This is a genomic window from Flavobacteriales bacterium (assembly GCA_025210805.1).
Lineage (GTDB): Bacteria > Bacteroidota > Bacteroidia > Flavobacteriales > CAJXXR01 > JAOAQX01.
In genome coordinates, this window is record JAOAQX010000003.1 from 1 (window position 1) to 14,027 (window position 14,027).

A 14,027-nucleotide genomic window follows, 5' to 3' on the forward strand; every position below is an offset into this window, starting at 1 on the left:
GGCTGTATTCTTCGTTTCCTACGAACCAAAATTCATCGGTATCATAACAACCCGAATAATCATAATCGTAAATAGTTTTTACGCCAGCCGCCATTTTTCTGAATTTCTCTATCGTTTTGGGCGTGCTTTTTTGGGTATTTGATGCCAAGATATAAGCCATATCTATACATGTAGACTCTCCCGCTGGCAAAGCTCCTAAATTGTGTATTCCGACATTGAACTCTAATGAATATCCAGGTATTGTCCAATTTTTCCCTACTGGATACATAAATTTATTACTTTCATGACTTTGATAATGATCTGCAATGGTTGTTGAATCTTTAAATCTTCCGTTGAGATAGTTCCAAAAGTCTTCCTTAGTTTGTGGAATTCCAATTGGAGAATTGGTAATTCTTCGAAGAGAAAAAGAATAATCTAAAGTATTTGACAATGATCGAACTCCATAAACTGGTGTCTGATCTACTCCATTATTCGGACTAAGAAACTTTTGATTGTATGCAAAAAAAGAATTGGTAGTAGAATCTGATGCAATTTGCCTAACAACTCCTTGACCTAAAGAATAATTATTAAGGTTCCCTAAACGGAAGTCCAAGAAGTCTTCTTTATTTTTATTGATAATCTTATAATTAGCAAATATAATATCATCCAAAATAGTTCCTCTGTTTATAAAACCATACAGCATAAGGTTCACTTGAACACCATTCAAGGCATTAGAATTATTTGGATCATCATAATGAAATATTGTAAATACGGCTTGCTCTCCTCGTATCAAAGGGAAATCACCATTTTCTGGATCATAATATCCATTATTATTCATATCTTGAAATGGTGCAAGCTCATCCTCATTCACTATATCCGTGCTCTTTTTTGCAGGCCAATTAAGAATAGACTCATGCATGATGTATTCTGGATCCTTATATTGTTTTCTATGTTTTATAATCTCTTGTCTGTATATTTTCCAAACTGCTTTTTTTGAGCTTGTATTTCTTTCTGAGTCAGAAATACCTGCTTTTCTTTTTCCTAATTCAATTTTTGAATATGTAAGCTCTCCAGAGACTTTAATACTGCTATCTGAAAGTAAGGCTCCTAACCATAAATCCTGACTAAATATGGTAGATCTATTACTTCCTTTCGGAATTTGTGATTCTTCAAAACCTTTGGAGCCTTCGGGTAGTCCAGTTAATCTCAAAAACGCCCTTCCATCATTTTGGAGCGGAATCCTTTGATTATTAATATCTAAGTATTCATAATTACCTTGTCCGAAAAGGTTAGAAAAACTCAAGGCGCATAGGCTTATAAAAAGTAGTTTGAAGTAGTACATATTGATGATTATTTAAAATTTAACAGAAATTTACAAAAAATAATTCAATATACACCTACTAATGAAGTATTTATATGATTTTCACAATTACTAAAATGGTTTTTATTCTGAGAAAAGGTTGGAGATACTGAGGAGTTCTCGATAAAAATTTTCTTCCGTTGCTCTACAGAAAATTCACTCGAACTGACATACTCAATACAATACTGTCAATTCGAGTGGTTTTTGATGAAATGCAATGGAATCAAAAATTGTATCGAGAAAAGCAATCAATTCACCCTTTGTATTTTAGTCACCACGCTTTTGCTTCCATTAGATAATTTCAAGAAATAAACTCCTTTGGAGAGTTGACTAATATCCCATTGGTTTTTATACGTAGATTGCATCAAGAGTTTTCCACTCATACCGTGTATGCTCATTCTTTTCCATAATTGAGCATCGGAATTTATATGCAGTACTCCATGAGTAGGATTTGGATAAATATCAATTTCTTGCTGATCATTTTCATCAATCCCCACTTCTGTTGCCAATATGGTGATATTGAGAGAATCTTTTCCAAAAGGGCTTTGAAGCATCATTTGAAGCTGGGTACTTGACTGACTTAAAATATCTTTCCATACAAAAGTGGAATCCGAAACGAAATTCCCGTTCTTATAAAAACTTAGAACCTCATAAGGGTTTTGCTGAACTGTTACGAAACAAGTATCACCTACCAAATAAGAACTCTGGTTCATATTATAATTAATAATAGGAACCATTATATTCGATCGATACACAATAGCACTCTCATTATTAGCATTGTGAGTTGGGTAACCATAAGATATTTTAGGAACTGCAACCCAATCATTTTGTCCATCCGAATCATAGTCGAAAGAATCGAAAAAATAGTTGGTTTTTGCACCAAAATTATAAGTTGTATCCATTGTAGAAATACTTAGAATACTGTTTCCGTTATTGTTAAAAACGGGGTCGTATAAATTATCGGAATCCCAAAAACCTCCACCTTGAAAATGACTTCCTATATTAATAGGATATTGAGGTGAATATGAAATTTGGGATGCAGAATTAGCATCAAAAGAAAAATAATCTGTACTTCTTAGTAGATCCACGTTTCCATCATGATCATAGTCTGCTATTGCCAACAGTTTTTCTGCTCCTATATTATTCCTTACCGAGCTACTTTGAACTGCTCCATTGTTCATCCAAAGAATATGAAGTGCGCTTGCTGTTTGATAAATGATATCTTCCCAACCATCTCCATTAAGATCTTTAGCATAGAAATAGGTTGCATTCTGAACACTAACATGCTGATACAATACAGACTTTATAAAACCTCCTTGTATATTGTTTGCTTGATATTTGAACAACTTTCCGTTTAGAACCGCTACAAAATCAATCATTCCATCATTATTAAATTCCGTTGGGTATATATTTCTATAAAAACCTCCTGTAAGATGACTTGGTTCTAAAGAAATGGGTTGCAATTGATGATTCCCATCTATTCTCCACGCAAAAGATTCTCTGACTTCAAATTGATAATTTTTCCTATGATTTAAAACCAAAACTTGGTAAGGATAATTCGGACTCTTTTTAAATTCAAGTTGTATTTCCATTCCATACAACCACATCTCATGGATTACTTTATGCTGCTTAAAACCATTAGCATTTCGATGCGAAAAAATAAGCTGCCCTCTTTCATTAACCTCCGCTCCGTATAAATTCCCGTTATTTGTAGAAGAAAACTTAGCTTCCCGATATTGCGGCAACTTATTGAGTTGGTAATTTCCTTTAGACATTGTTTTGATCTCCATAGCATTATAAGGATGAATATTCTTGTAAATATCCATTTCTCCATCCTGATCAAAATCTATCATTTTGGTATAGAACATTTTCTCATGATATCCTAAGGAAATCACTTGAAGCTCTGGTGTAAAAGTGTAATTCCAGTTTGAGTCCATGACTCCAATAGTAGTTCCGATCTCATTTGCAGAGCAAAAATCGTGATTATACAAGTAAATATCCACCAAGGAATCATTGTTGTAATCCTGAAAATCAGCCTCAACAAAATACTGTGCTCCTATGCTTAAAGCTTGCTTTTTTCTATTCTGTACTGTTTGGTTTGAATAGTTAAATATGATAGAGTTTAGATTCAAACCTTGTTTGTAAACCAAGATAAATTCTTGACTCCCATTATAGTCAATATCTTTTATAAAAAGCTGATTTGCTTGCACTTTTAAATCCACTTGCCAGCTCGAAAGATTTGCGAAAACTTGTACAGAATCTAAAATAATTTTACTCTGACTATTTGCATTAGATAAATATTGTAGATACATAAAACTATCCACTTTTTCTGTACAAAGAATATCCCAAGTACCATCGGTATTCATATCATGCCATTTTACGGGAGTATTCGTTATCTGCGTATCTATGATCAGTTCAGAAAAGGTTTGATTTCCATTGTTTGTCAGTTGGACTATTCCTGTATCACTTCCTAACAAAATATCATCTTTATTATCACCATTGATGTCTAGAAGGTCGTAATTTAAAAATGCCCCTTTATAATTAAGACTATACGGTGTGAAGTTCAAATTATTTCCCTGAAAATAGATGATCCAAGTACTATCTTGAGAACCTAAAAAATCCAGTTTTCCATCCTCGTCAAAATCCGATGAAGCTAAAATCTGGAAATCATTAGAAATTCCTACTAATTTTTCTTTTTTAAAATAAAAATCTCCTTCATGATTCATCAGGAAAGTTCCTTCCGTAGAAGATTGAACGATGTCTAAATCTCCATCGGTATCAAAATCGGGAAAAATACTGCGGTTAGGTTGCTCTATTCTACTCTCATAAACCGTAGAGTCTAATAGATTTTGAGCTTTCAAACTGTTTACCCCAAATGCTAAAATTATAATAATCAAGTATTTCATATAGCAAAAATACTTTTTAACCTCTGTCGATTTAAGATATTTCGATAATCGACTTTGTTTTAGAGTTAAATGGATTTCTTTTTACTATCTAAAACAGAGACTACTATTAATAAGTACAAAAAGATCTGAATAACAATATTTTCAAACACAAAAAAACCCTTTGTATTTTCGTAAAAACACAAAGGGTTTGTTCTATTTTTTCCTAAAAAAATTAAAACTGAATCTCTGGAATATCTCCTTCCACAATCAATTTTCCTTCTGTGGCAGCTTGAATTTCTTCTACACTTACTCCTGGTGCTCTTTCTAATAAATAAAAAGCGCCATTTTTGATTTCCAGAACGGCTAAATTAGAAACTACTTTTGTTACGCATTCCACTCCTGTAAGTGGCAAGCTACAAGCCTTAAGAAGTTTACTTTGTCCCTTTTTGTTAGTGTGCATCATGGCTACAATGATGTTTCTAGCAGATGCTACCAAATCCATTGCTCCACCCATACCTTTTACCATTTTCCCTGGGATTTTCCAGTTGGCTATATCTCCATTTTCGGCTACTTCCATCGCTCCCAAAACTGTTAAATGAACATGTTGTCCACGGATCATGGCAAAACTTTCAGCAGAACTAAAAATAGAAGAACCATCTAATGTCGTGATGGTTTGTTTTCCTGCATTGATCATATCGGCATCCACCTTATCTTCCGTAGGAAAAGGACCCATTCCTAATAATCCATTTTCAGATTGTAAGACTACATTCATTCCTTCTGGAATATAGTTGGCAACCAAGGTTGGAATTCCAATTCCGAGGTTCACATAGTATCCGTCTTTCAGTTCTTGGGCTATTCTTTGGGCTATTTGTTGTTTTGATAATGCCATGATTAGAATGTAGGTTTGGGTTTATAAAAATTCATTTCGTCAATATATTGCCATACTGCGGTGTCCAACATCGGTTTTACGCATTTTTTTTCAGCAATAGATTGGCGTATAAAGGTACTTGATAATTCAATAATAGGAGCATTTACTCGGGTAATTTTTGGGTGAGCATCTAGCTCTGTAACTTTCCCTGTGGTGCGTGGATACACATAAACGCTATAAAACTCTAAAATTTGCTCATAGTTTTTCCATTTATGAAAATGATTTAGATTATCGGCTCCCATAATAATAGAAAAATCGTGTTTAGGATATTTTTCTTTTAAAACAGTAAGGGTGTCAATGGTGTAAGAAGGTTTTTTGAGTCCAAACTCAATATTAGATGCTTTGAGTTTATCATAAGGTTCTAAAGCCATTTCCACCATTCTCAATCTATGATGATCTGCAAGCAATGAACTTTTTTTCTTAAAAGGATTGTGTGGAGTAACTACCAGCCACACCTCATCTAAATCGGTTTCTTCTACCAAGTAGTTGGCTAAAATCAAATGCCCGATATGAATGGGATTAAAAGAACCAAAAAACAAACCTATTTTCATGACAATTGTGTTTTCTGTGAGATAAAATCTTCAATTAAATAACTGGTTTTTGTGAGTGCTCGCTCCAGAATATCATTTTCCACAATACAGTCAAAATGTTTGGCATATTCCAGCTCTTTTGCGGCTTTCCCAATACGCATTTGAATCTTTTCTTCGGTTTCGGTACCTCTACTTCTCAATCTTTCTTCCAAGACTTCAATAGATGGAGGCTTGATAAAAATTGACAAAGCTTGATCACCAAATTTCTTTTTGAGATTCACTCCACCCACTACGTCCAAATCGAAAACAGCAGTCTGTTGGTTACCCCATATTCTTGTTAGTTCAGATTTTAAAGTTCCGTAAAAATTATCTTTATAAACCTCTTCCCATTCTACAAAAGCATCTTGCTCTATCTGTTCCTTAAAGCCTTCTGTTCCTAAAAAATAATAATGAACGCCATCTTCCTCTCCTTCTCTTGGTGCTCTGCTACAAGCCGAAATAGAAAAGGTAAGACTGGGATAATTCTCCAAAATATGGTTGATAATTGTGGATTTCCCCGCTCCAGAAGGAGCTGAAAATATTATGAGTTTGCCTTGGGTGTGCATTTGCTTAACTTTTGGCAAAATTACGAATTTGGTTTTCTATCTTGAATCTAATGTGAATTTTTTCTTTACTTAGGGCGTGTATATTTTGTTTAGTTCACTATTTCTGTTGTCTTAAATTCCCCCGAAACAGCAATTGTCATACTATAATATTACGAAAATATCTAAAAAGTCATAGTATAGTATTACAGCTTTTGTCTTATGGCAGAATTTTGAAATTGATTGTTTAGTAAAAGTAGGGTTTTTGAATAGAATCAAGCATTAAAACAAAAATCACATTCCTCTTATTTCTTTGGTAATCTTTGCTTTATTTTCGAGTTTTTTATTTGTGCTTTCAAATGTCCATTATGTTTTTTGATTATCAAACAAAATTAATCTTTTTCCTTCTAGGCTAAAATTATTTTTTTCAAAATGTGTTTTAATACAATTCCTTACTTTTACGGAAGTGTCAATAATCGAATATAGCAACCAATGAACAAAATACGACTCATATTTATAGCAATGTTTATGTTCTCAGTAGCTAAAACAGTTGCTCAAGAGCCTACATATACTCAGGTAGAATATCAATCAAAGAAAACGTTTTCCTTTCCCTTTGAACATCATAATCTTGAATTTCGTTTTCCCGTAGTCACTCATTTTATAGAGAATCGAAATAATCAAAGCTATGTATATGCCATTCGGCAAACAGATCCTACATGGATTGATAAATTTTCCTATCATAATAAGCAAACCATTAAGGTAGATTCGTTTATAATTCCTCAAGAAGTTTTTATGGAAAATCATCAACATATAGAAGAATTCCTTGTGATAGGAAAAGATTCCTTTTTGATCCAACCTTCTTATGAAGCCACAAATGGAGCGCATGTTTTCTTTGAATTTTCTAAAAATCACCTCAAACGATATGACTTAGCCAATAATCACAATGGGAAGTACTTTGCAATTTCAAAAACACATATCAACCCAATAAGCTACGCCAATCACACTCTTGTGGGTAGAATATCCCACCTTGACGGACTTCTTGATATGCATACCATTGTAGATACAATGTGTACATATCCAGCACTGGTAAAACTCAATTTAAAAGATGGTAGCATCCATTTTTTTGATGAATACGATGAGGTTTTGTGTCAAAGGAAAATTGAAGCTCCTTTTGTCCATTTTAAAGAAAGACTCTTTAAAGGCGATAGCTTAATCACTTTATCTCCTTTTACACCAGAGTTTCATATTTTTTCTGATGAAACTGGAGCCTATTCCAAAAAGTCTTTTGATTTTAAAGATTTTGATGAGCACTTTTATCATCTAAATAATATGAGAAAAGAGCTAACGGTAAATGACTATTTTTTCTCGATGGTTTTTAACCCGTTTACCCACAAATTTTATGTTCTCATGCTTGAAGGTCTAGCGTACAATGAAACAGATGATTTTATCGCAAGTCCTGTTCAACAGAGAAAATACACCGTTCTTATTTTCGATGAAGCATTGAATTTAGAAGGGAGCTACAAAATGTCCGAGCACTTATCTATGCAATTTGAAGGCAGATTGATCCCGAGCCCAAACGGTTTTTATTTACGCAAAATGATCGGTGATCAATATGAAATTCACGAATTCAAAAAACCATAAGACTTACTCAATATTGTTTTTAGTGATATCTTTCTTAGTAATGATTAAATACTTACACATAAACACTTTAGATCTTTCATCAACAGCTACCACCCACCATCACCACAAAATTTTAGTCTTGAAACAGCTGGTGTGTCATTTTTGATATAAATAATAAAGCTTGCTTTGAAGTTTCTAAATTTTCTTTGTACCACCTCATATTTTGATTGAGTAGTAAGTTTTCTTTTATGAAACCAATAGTTTTGATGTTTTCGTTTTTTCCAGTTTTTTCTTGGAATTTCGTAAGTGTAATTATTTTCTTTAGTAAATGTAACTTCCTCATCTTTACCGTCATAATAAGAGTTCAGATAGGCGGTATTACAAAGAACTACTTTTTTATAAAACTTAGACTCTTTTGAGTCATTAAGTAGTTTAGAGAACTTACCTTTTCCACTAAGACCATATCGTATATGTCCTGAACCAAATTTCCCATAAAAATTACCTTCATGAGCAAGATTGAGTTGAATAAAATGATGGATATTTTCTATCCAATTTTTATTCGTCCATTGATTCCTTTGATCTTCATGCTTGCCATAATCATCTTTATCGGAAACTAAAATGTATTCCAATTCAGAATAATCTTTCGTTGTCAGTCCTTTTTGAAAAATTTGTTGATTTTGGTAAAAATAATTCTTAAAATCACGTTTCAATTTATATATGGAATCCCTAGACGGTACTTGAAGACTCAGTTCTTCAAAATTCTCTTGATCTACTTGTGTATAAAAATTCACTAATGAATCTATAGAGTGATGAATGCATTCCATTTTTTGGGATTTAATCGTTAGTTTTCCAAGAAAATCATGAATGGCGTAGAGCCAATCTCCACTATAATTATAAACATCAATTCCTATGAATTTTACAGGATGTTGGGATTTTGATAATTTACGCACCTTTTTAAGCGTATTGACAAATACTGGGTCCATTTTAGCAGAAACCATCTTGCACAACCACTCTTTATTACCCGTTTTCAAATATTGATTGGCTAAATAAGCCGTTGCATGACCTCCTTCTATTACCATATTAGTAACTTTTCTTTTTTTTATATAAAAAGTTGCTAGTTGAGGATGAAGATCCTTTTCAGATGCCAGCCTATGTGTTTCATCATGTAAATAAAAGACATCCTCCATAGGAGGAATCAGATGTAGGTTTACGATCGTGTCATTTGCTTTCAGAAAAGTGAAAGGCAATAGGAATAAAAAGAATCTTAACATTATTTCAATTTTTGATGAGTAATAATCAAAACTACCGTAAAGCACTTTTAAAAAAAGCATATAACTGCGTTTTTTAACTGGTTTTAAATTATTTTATTATAAAGAAAAACTCAATAAAAGCGATTTTTTTTATTCAGAAAGAATAACAGAAATAATCATCCTTCAACCCCTAAAACAATAGAACTATTCCTCCAGTTGAGTTTCTATTTTTGAAGTTTCTCTAAGCACTTGCTTGAGCAAATTAATCAATTCTTCTTGTTTTTCTAGCGTTGCGTTTATGATCCCATTTTGACTTACCGAATTGATGGTTACTGTTGTGCTATCTACACCAGAAAATCTATTAGCTAGAGCGGTATTCTTGGTAAATATCTTTTTTAAAAGAAAGAGTTCATTTTCCTGTTTTTCCAAAGTAGCATTAGTTCCAAGAGAATTCTCCAAAGAAGATTGTGTGATATAAAAATTGAACACATCTGCAGTAGTGATATCAATGTCGGCATTCCAGTTCGTAAAATTCGTTTTGGTGACTAACAAACTCAAGGAATCTGTATTGGTTTGAACAGTTATATTCACCGCTCCCGATGCATTGGTTCCCGAAGCTAAAGTGTTCCCTCCGCCGTTTTCTTGTATTTCAAAATCTGCATTGAGCAATCCAATCATCCTGATCAACTTATAATTCCCATTAGGATCAGTTAAAGCTGTTTTTAAGTTATTTGAAACATTGGCAATGGTAGAAACTTTATTTGAAACAATTTTTTGATATTTATCACAAGGGTTCAGCTTCGCTCCATTTTGAAGAATGAGGGTATAATCTCCAATATTGAGTGTGTTTTCAGAAACACTGACCATTAAACTTCCTATTTCTGGTTCTTCTAGATTATTATTCACCTTATCTAGCTTAATAAAATCATACAGATCACAAAGACTTATAGAATCAGAAATGGTAATTGTACCTTCATCATTTGAGCTATTATGAACTAAGGAGATTCCTGTGATTGCAGATGCTGCATTTTTATTTTTTGAAATAAATGGATCCTTAATTAAGGCAGCCTGTACTATTTTATTTTCAACGCCCTTAAGCTGCACATTAGGTACTTGTAGATATAAATGATCGTAGTTCCAGAAATTCAGATCAAATAAATCTGTACTATTGTTTTGTTTTCCTCTATAATCCCAAGAATACACTCCTGTATTCACTCCATCTCCTGTTCCTGTGTTCACCACAACAGCACCCAATAAGATGTCTTCTACTGAAGATTCGCCTGAATTATCAGTAAGCAAAGTATAAGTTTTGTCGGCAGTATTGTTTACTATATGTCCTTCTTTGTTATACGTTTGTCTGTTTCCATTATTATGGTCTCTAATAAAACATTTTGCACCTTCAATTGTAGAACCATCTTGATTACTGGTTTTGACTTGTAATTTTTGATAAACCATTGCAATACCATAAGATGAACCACCTGATAAGTGAAATCCTGCTTTCAAGTTAGACCCTGTTGAGGTATTATAAAAAACAGGACGACTTCCTTGCCAAAATTTAATATCTTTAAAGTTCCCACTTCCTCCACCTCGGTAGCCGTTAAATATCACATCTTGGTTAGGTGTTGCACCAGAGAATGATATTGCCCCACTACAATGAATAGGATTATACCCATTAAGTTGTCCGTTTGGAGCAACTACCGTTAAATCTCCATTAATAAACGTAAATGCATTGGCAATAAAATCATTAGTCTCTTGCCTTATTTGGTTTTGAGGGTCTACAGAGCGATAAATCAATTTGGCATTTTCTGAGAATATTCTCACACGCACACTATTTTGATAAAAACCAAATTTCCCTGCATATTGAGATATCACACCACCATACCAGTCTAGGCGTGCATTATTCCGAAAGCTAACACGATCTGTAAAACCCGATGGGCAATTTTCTAAATATATCGCCATTCCTTCGCTATATCTCGTGAATCCGTTAGTCGTAATTTGTTTTCCAATAGTCAATCTACCATTGTTTTGCACTACTAACATTTCTCCCGAAGCATAACCCACAATGAGCATTTCTGTCTCTGGGTCAATAGTTAAATTACCATTGATTACCAATCTCCTATTTCCAATATTATACACCCTAATATTGTTTTGGGTGGAAACAGAAACACCATTAAGGTTTTGTATTCCATCGAGACTAGAATTCGTCCCAGACTGTGTGATTACACTACCACTTATAGAGAAACTTGCCTGTAAACTCAATGGAGCTATCAGCAGGTAAAGTGTGAATAGTAGATTTTTCATGAGCGAGTGTGATGTTTTTCTGGTGGTAAATTTAAAGAAATCGTACCGATTTAGAAATTATTCCAAATCAGCCCCATACATTTTCATTTCTGCCAACATTTTTATTTGTTCTGTCCATTTCACGAGTTGATTTTGTGCTTCGGAATCATTTTTTTCAAAAGGTCCGCAGGCATAAACTAAATGAGTAGTATTGGTTTTTTGATCAAAATCTAAAAAGAACTTTATGGTAAAATTGTGCTCTTGAAAATCATTCTGAATATAATAGCTTCCAAACATTTTATCTCCAAAAGTAGCTGTGGGCGTTTTAGCTTTAGGGTAATGATAATTTACATTGGTTTTCTCAAACCATTTTTTTGAAAGCTCTTTTTTAGGATCAAACAAAGCTTGAAGTTCTCTTCTATAACTCATATCTGTCAATACTTTCCATATCTTTTTTTCTCCTGCAATAATTTCTATTTTACCAGTAACAAAGGTGTTTTTAGGAATCTCTTGAATCTCCTTTTCACTCAAAAACTGTATTTCGTGAAAACGAGAACTTCCATTTCCTCCATTTAGATAACGGAAACCTAATATAGTATCTTTCTGCACGGTAAAACCCTGGATTACAATTACCAATTCTTCTCTTTGCGTATGTTTATTAAAAAACTTTCCCAACTTTGGAAATTGCTTGCTTATTATCTTTGCATCGGGATATTCTTTGGGATTCACATAGATTAATGATGCTTCTGTTTTTACCTCCTGTTCGCTAGGCATTCTTCCTTGAATTACGGGAACTTTTTCCCAGTCTTGAATATTTACCGCAGGAAATCCATGGAGATTATCGGGGCAATACCATCCTCCAAAACGATGTGGTTCTTGCTGTTTTTCTTTTTTAATTTCAACCTGTTTTACCAGTATTTCTTCTTGATTTTTTGATGCACAAGAAACAAACAATAAAACAATAAATCCTAAAAGTAAGTTTGAATAATTTTTCATAAAATATTTTTTTTGGTTCAACAGGGTGAAGGTAGCAGCAAGTGGAACAAAAAGAGTTTAAGCAATGTAAATTAATGTAAATCGCTTGTAATTTAATGTTTTCATGGTGGTTTTACCTATTTTCTTAGTTTATATTTACCAAAAAAAAACACAAAACAATTTCATCAAAAAAACGAAAGAGGCTAAAATTTAGAAAAAAAATTGACAAACAACAGCCGCCACCATCCATTCTGATATGATCAAATCACATTTTATATTACTACTTTTTTTGAGCATGATTTCTACCTTTAATTTTGGGCAAATAAATTCTGAAATTGAATTAGAAAAAATCTCCTTTAGAAGTATCGGGCACGAATTTCTTTTGATGCTTGAGGATAGTACTTCTAGGATTTTACCTATCCAAAAAAATGAACACTCTTATAGAATGGATATTGATAGAGAATTTGCCTTTGAACCCGATCTTTTGGTTTTAGCGGTTTATAAAATTTATTCGCAATACGGTCTTACCAAAAACTATATTGTAGAAGTAAAAAAATGCAATTCTGATGAAATAGTTTATAGTTTTTACTCCAATAGACAAAGAGAAAAAGGATTAGAACCTTGTAAACTAAGAAAACTCCCAAAAGATTGTTATCAAATATATTTCACGGAAGTCCCAACAAAAAACGAACAAATAATTGATTATTCATTGGATTATAAAGTTCTTATTAGTTTTCTGATGGTAACTATTTTGGTGTTGTTATACATCATCCTCAGAAAGAAAAACCGTAAAAAAAGTGTTGAACCAAAGGAATCATTACGTATTGCATTAGGAAATTATGTTTTCGAACCCAAAAAACTCCTTTTAACTTTTGAAAACCAAAGCGAAGAACTCTCTACTAAAGAATCAGATTTACTTTTGTATTTTATTCAGAATGAAAATTCTGTTTTAGAAAGAGCCGCTATTCTCAATAAAGTATGGAACGGGAATACCACATATTTAGGCAGAACCTTGGATGTGCATATTTCTAAACTGAGAAAAAGGCTAGAAAGAGATGAAAATATTCAAATCTTGACGGTTCGTGGGGTGGGGTACAAATTTGTTATCACTGACTGATTATCGATCTACTTCCGAAATATCCAAACAAGCTATTCGAAGGGAGGAAGGGGGAAGTTATACCGCTTACGTTGTTAATTTACTCACTGCTTAAGCCCTCTTTGAATAGCTTGTCCCGATTTTTCGGGAGGGGAATGAGGATGTTAAGCCAAGTAAACACCTCCGAAAAAGAAGCTAGAACTTATGGTTAAATTAACACACCATAAATAGTATAGCAAAAAAAAAGCACCCTAAAACTAGGATGCCTTTGTTATTTTTGTTTTACATAATAAATGGTGTTAAGCCATTTTTTGTTTTACAAGTTCGCAATACTCACCAACATTGGCAAGTTCTCTAATTTCTTGAGCTGTAAACTTTATTTTAAAGCGTTTTTCTGTAGCTACTACTAGCTGAATATGTGTTAATGAATCCCAATCCTCTACATCATCGGCAGTGGTGTTCATATCTAACTCAATATCGTCATCATCTAATACGTCGATAAAAATCTCGTTAACTTCTTTTAAAATTTCTTCAATTGTCATT

At 33.1% G+C, this 14,027-nt stretch carries 11 protein-coding genes; 2 read left to right on the forward strand and 9 right to left on the reverse strand.

Annotated elements, in window-relative coordinates:
* The 5 genes from N4A45_00620 to gmk form a co-directional block, all read right to left on the reverse strand.
* The coding region (locus N4A45_00620) for a hypothetical protein (GenBank protein MCT4663717.1) at positions 1 to 1,321 on the reverse strand (1,321 nt) is incomplete at its 3' end.
* Between the two features lie 266 nt (positions 1,322 to 1,587).
* Entirely contained in the window at positions 1,588 to 4,245 is a 2,658-nt protein-coding gene (locus N4A45_00625) for a T9SS type A sorting domain-containing protein (protein MCT4663718.1), read from the reverse strand.
* Positions 4,246 to 4,456: 211 nt separating this feature from the next.
* Positions 4,457 to 5,113 carry a CoA transferase subunit B gene (locus N4A45_00630; protein MCT4663719.1) on the reverse strand — a complete coding sequence of 219 codons (657 nt, stop codon included), beginning with the start codon at positions 5,111 to 5,113 and terminating at the stop codon, positions 4,457 to 4,459.
* Positions 5,114 to 5,115: 2 nt separating this feature from the next.
* Positions 5,116 to 5,703 (reverse strand): nicotinate (nicotinamide) nucleotide adenylyltransferase, encoded by a 588-nt coding sequence (nadD, locus tag N4A45_00635; protein ID MCT4663720.1) that lies wholly within the window; start codon positions 5,701 to 5,703, stop codon positions 5,116 to 5,118.
* On the reverse strand, positions 5,700 to 6,287 hold the full coding sequence (gmk, locus tag N4A45_00640; GenBank protein MCT4663721.1) for a guanylate kinase: 588 nt from the start codon (positions 6,285 to 6,287) through the stop codon (positions 5,700 to 5,702). The genes nadD and gmk overlap by 4 nt, the downstream gene beginning before the upstream one ends.
* A gap of 468 nt (positions 6,288 to 6,755) precedes the next feature.
* Between gmk and N4A45_00645 the strand changes: the two genes are divergently transcribed.
* Positions 6,756 to 7,904 carry a hypothetical protein gene (locus N4A45_00645; GenBank protein MCT4663722.1) on the forward strand — a complete coding sequence of 383 codons (1,149 nt, stop codon included), beginning with the start codon at positions 6,756 to 6,758 and terminating at the stop codon, positions 7,902 to 7,904.
* An 86-nt stretch (positions 7,905 to 7,990) separates the two neighbouring features.
* Here N4A45_00645 and N4A45_00650 read toward each other — a convergent pair whose 3' ends face one another.
* From N4A45_00650 to N4A45_00660, 3 genes are all read right to left on the reverse strand, one after another.
* Positions 7,991 to 9,154: a hypothetical protein gene (locus tag N4A45_00650; protein MCT4663723.1), complete on the reverse strand. Its 1,164-nt coding sequence runs from the start codon at positions 9,152 to 9,154 to the stop codon at positions 7,991 to 7,993.
* Positions 9,155 to 9,337: 183 nt separating this feature from the next.
* The gene (locus N4A45_00655) at positions 9,338 to 11,434 is read right to left on the reverse strand and encodes a hypothetical protein (GenBank protein MCT4663724.1); all 2,097 of its coding nucleotides are present in this window, start codon (positions 11,432 to 11,434) and stop codon (positions 9,338 to 9,340) included.
* Positions 11,435 to 11,491: 57 nt separating this feature from the next.
* Positions 11,492 to 12,409: a hypothetical protein gene (locus N4A45_00660; GenBank protein MCT4663725.1), complete on the reverse strand. Its 918-nt coding sequence runs from the start codon at positions 12,407 to 12,409 to the stop codon at positions 11,492 to 11,494.
* A gap of 235 nt (positions 12,410 to 12,644) precedes the next feature.
* On the opposite strand from N4A45_00660, the gene N4A45_00665 reads away from it, so the two are divergent.
* On the forward strand, positions 12,645 to 13,505 hold the full coding sequence (locus N4A45_00665) for a winged helix-turn-helix domain-containing protein (GenBank protein MCT4663726.1): 861 nt from the start codon (positions 12,645 to 12,647) through the stop codon (positions 13,503 to 13,505).
* 278 nt (positions 13,506 to 13,783) lie between these two features.
* Here the strand turns inward: N4A45_00665 and N4A45_00670 are convergent, their stop codons facing one another.
* A complete protein-coding gene (locus N4A45_00670; protein MCT4663727.1) occupies positions 13,784 to 14,026 on the reverse strand; it encodes an acyl carrier protein in 243 nt (80 codons plus the stop codon).
* Position 14,027: the final 1 nt, after the last annotated feature.

What these genes read in the sequence shown, in the direction of transcription:
- nadD (MCT4663720.1), bottom strand. Translation starts at nt 5,703, where the DNA reads ATGAAAATAGGTTTGTTTTTTGGTTCTTTTAATCCCATTCATATCGGG.
- N4A45_00625 (MCT4663718.1), bottom strand. Translation starts at nt 4,245, where the DNA reads ATGAAATACTTGATTATTATAATTTTAGCATTTGGGGTAAACAGTTTG.
- N4A45_00670 (MCT4663727.1), bottom strand. Translation starts at nt 14,026, where the DNA reads ATGACAATTGAAGAAATTTTAAAAGAAGTTAACGAGATTTTTATCGAC.
- N4A45_00655 (MCT4663724.1), bottom strand. Translation starts at nt 11,434, where the DNA reads ATGAAAAATCTACTATTCACACTTTACCTGCTGATAGCTCCATTGAGT.
- N4A45_00645 (MCT4663722.1), top strand. Translation starts at nt 6,756, where the DNA reads ATGAACAAAATACGACTCATATTTATAGCAATGTTTATGTTCTCAGTA.
- N4A45_00630 (MCT4663719.1), bottom strand. Translation starts at nt 5,113, where the DNA reads ATGGCATTATCAAAACAACAAATAGCCCAAAGAATAGCCCAAGAACTG.
- N4A45_00660 (MCT4663725.1), bottom strand. Translation starts at nt 12,409, where the DNA reads ATGAAAAATTATTCAAACTTACTTTTAGGATTTATTGTTTTATTGTTT.
- N4A45_00650 (MCT4663723.1), bottom strand. Translation starts at nt 9,154, where the DNA reads ATGTTAAGATTCTTTTTATTCCTATTGCCTTTCACTTTTCTGAAAGCA.
- N4A45_00665 (MCT4663726.1), top strand. Translation starts at nt 12,645, where the DNA reads ATGATCAAATCACATTTTATATTACTACTTTTTTTGAGCATGATTTCT.
- gmk (MCT4663721.1), bottom strand. Translation starts at nt 6,287, where the DNA reads ATGCACACCCAAGGCAAACTCATAATATTTTCAGCTCCTTCTGGAGCG.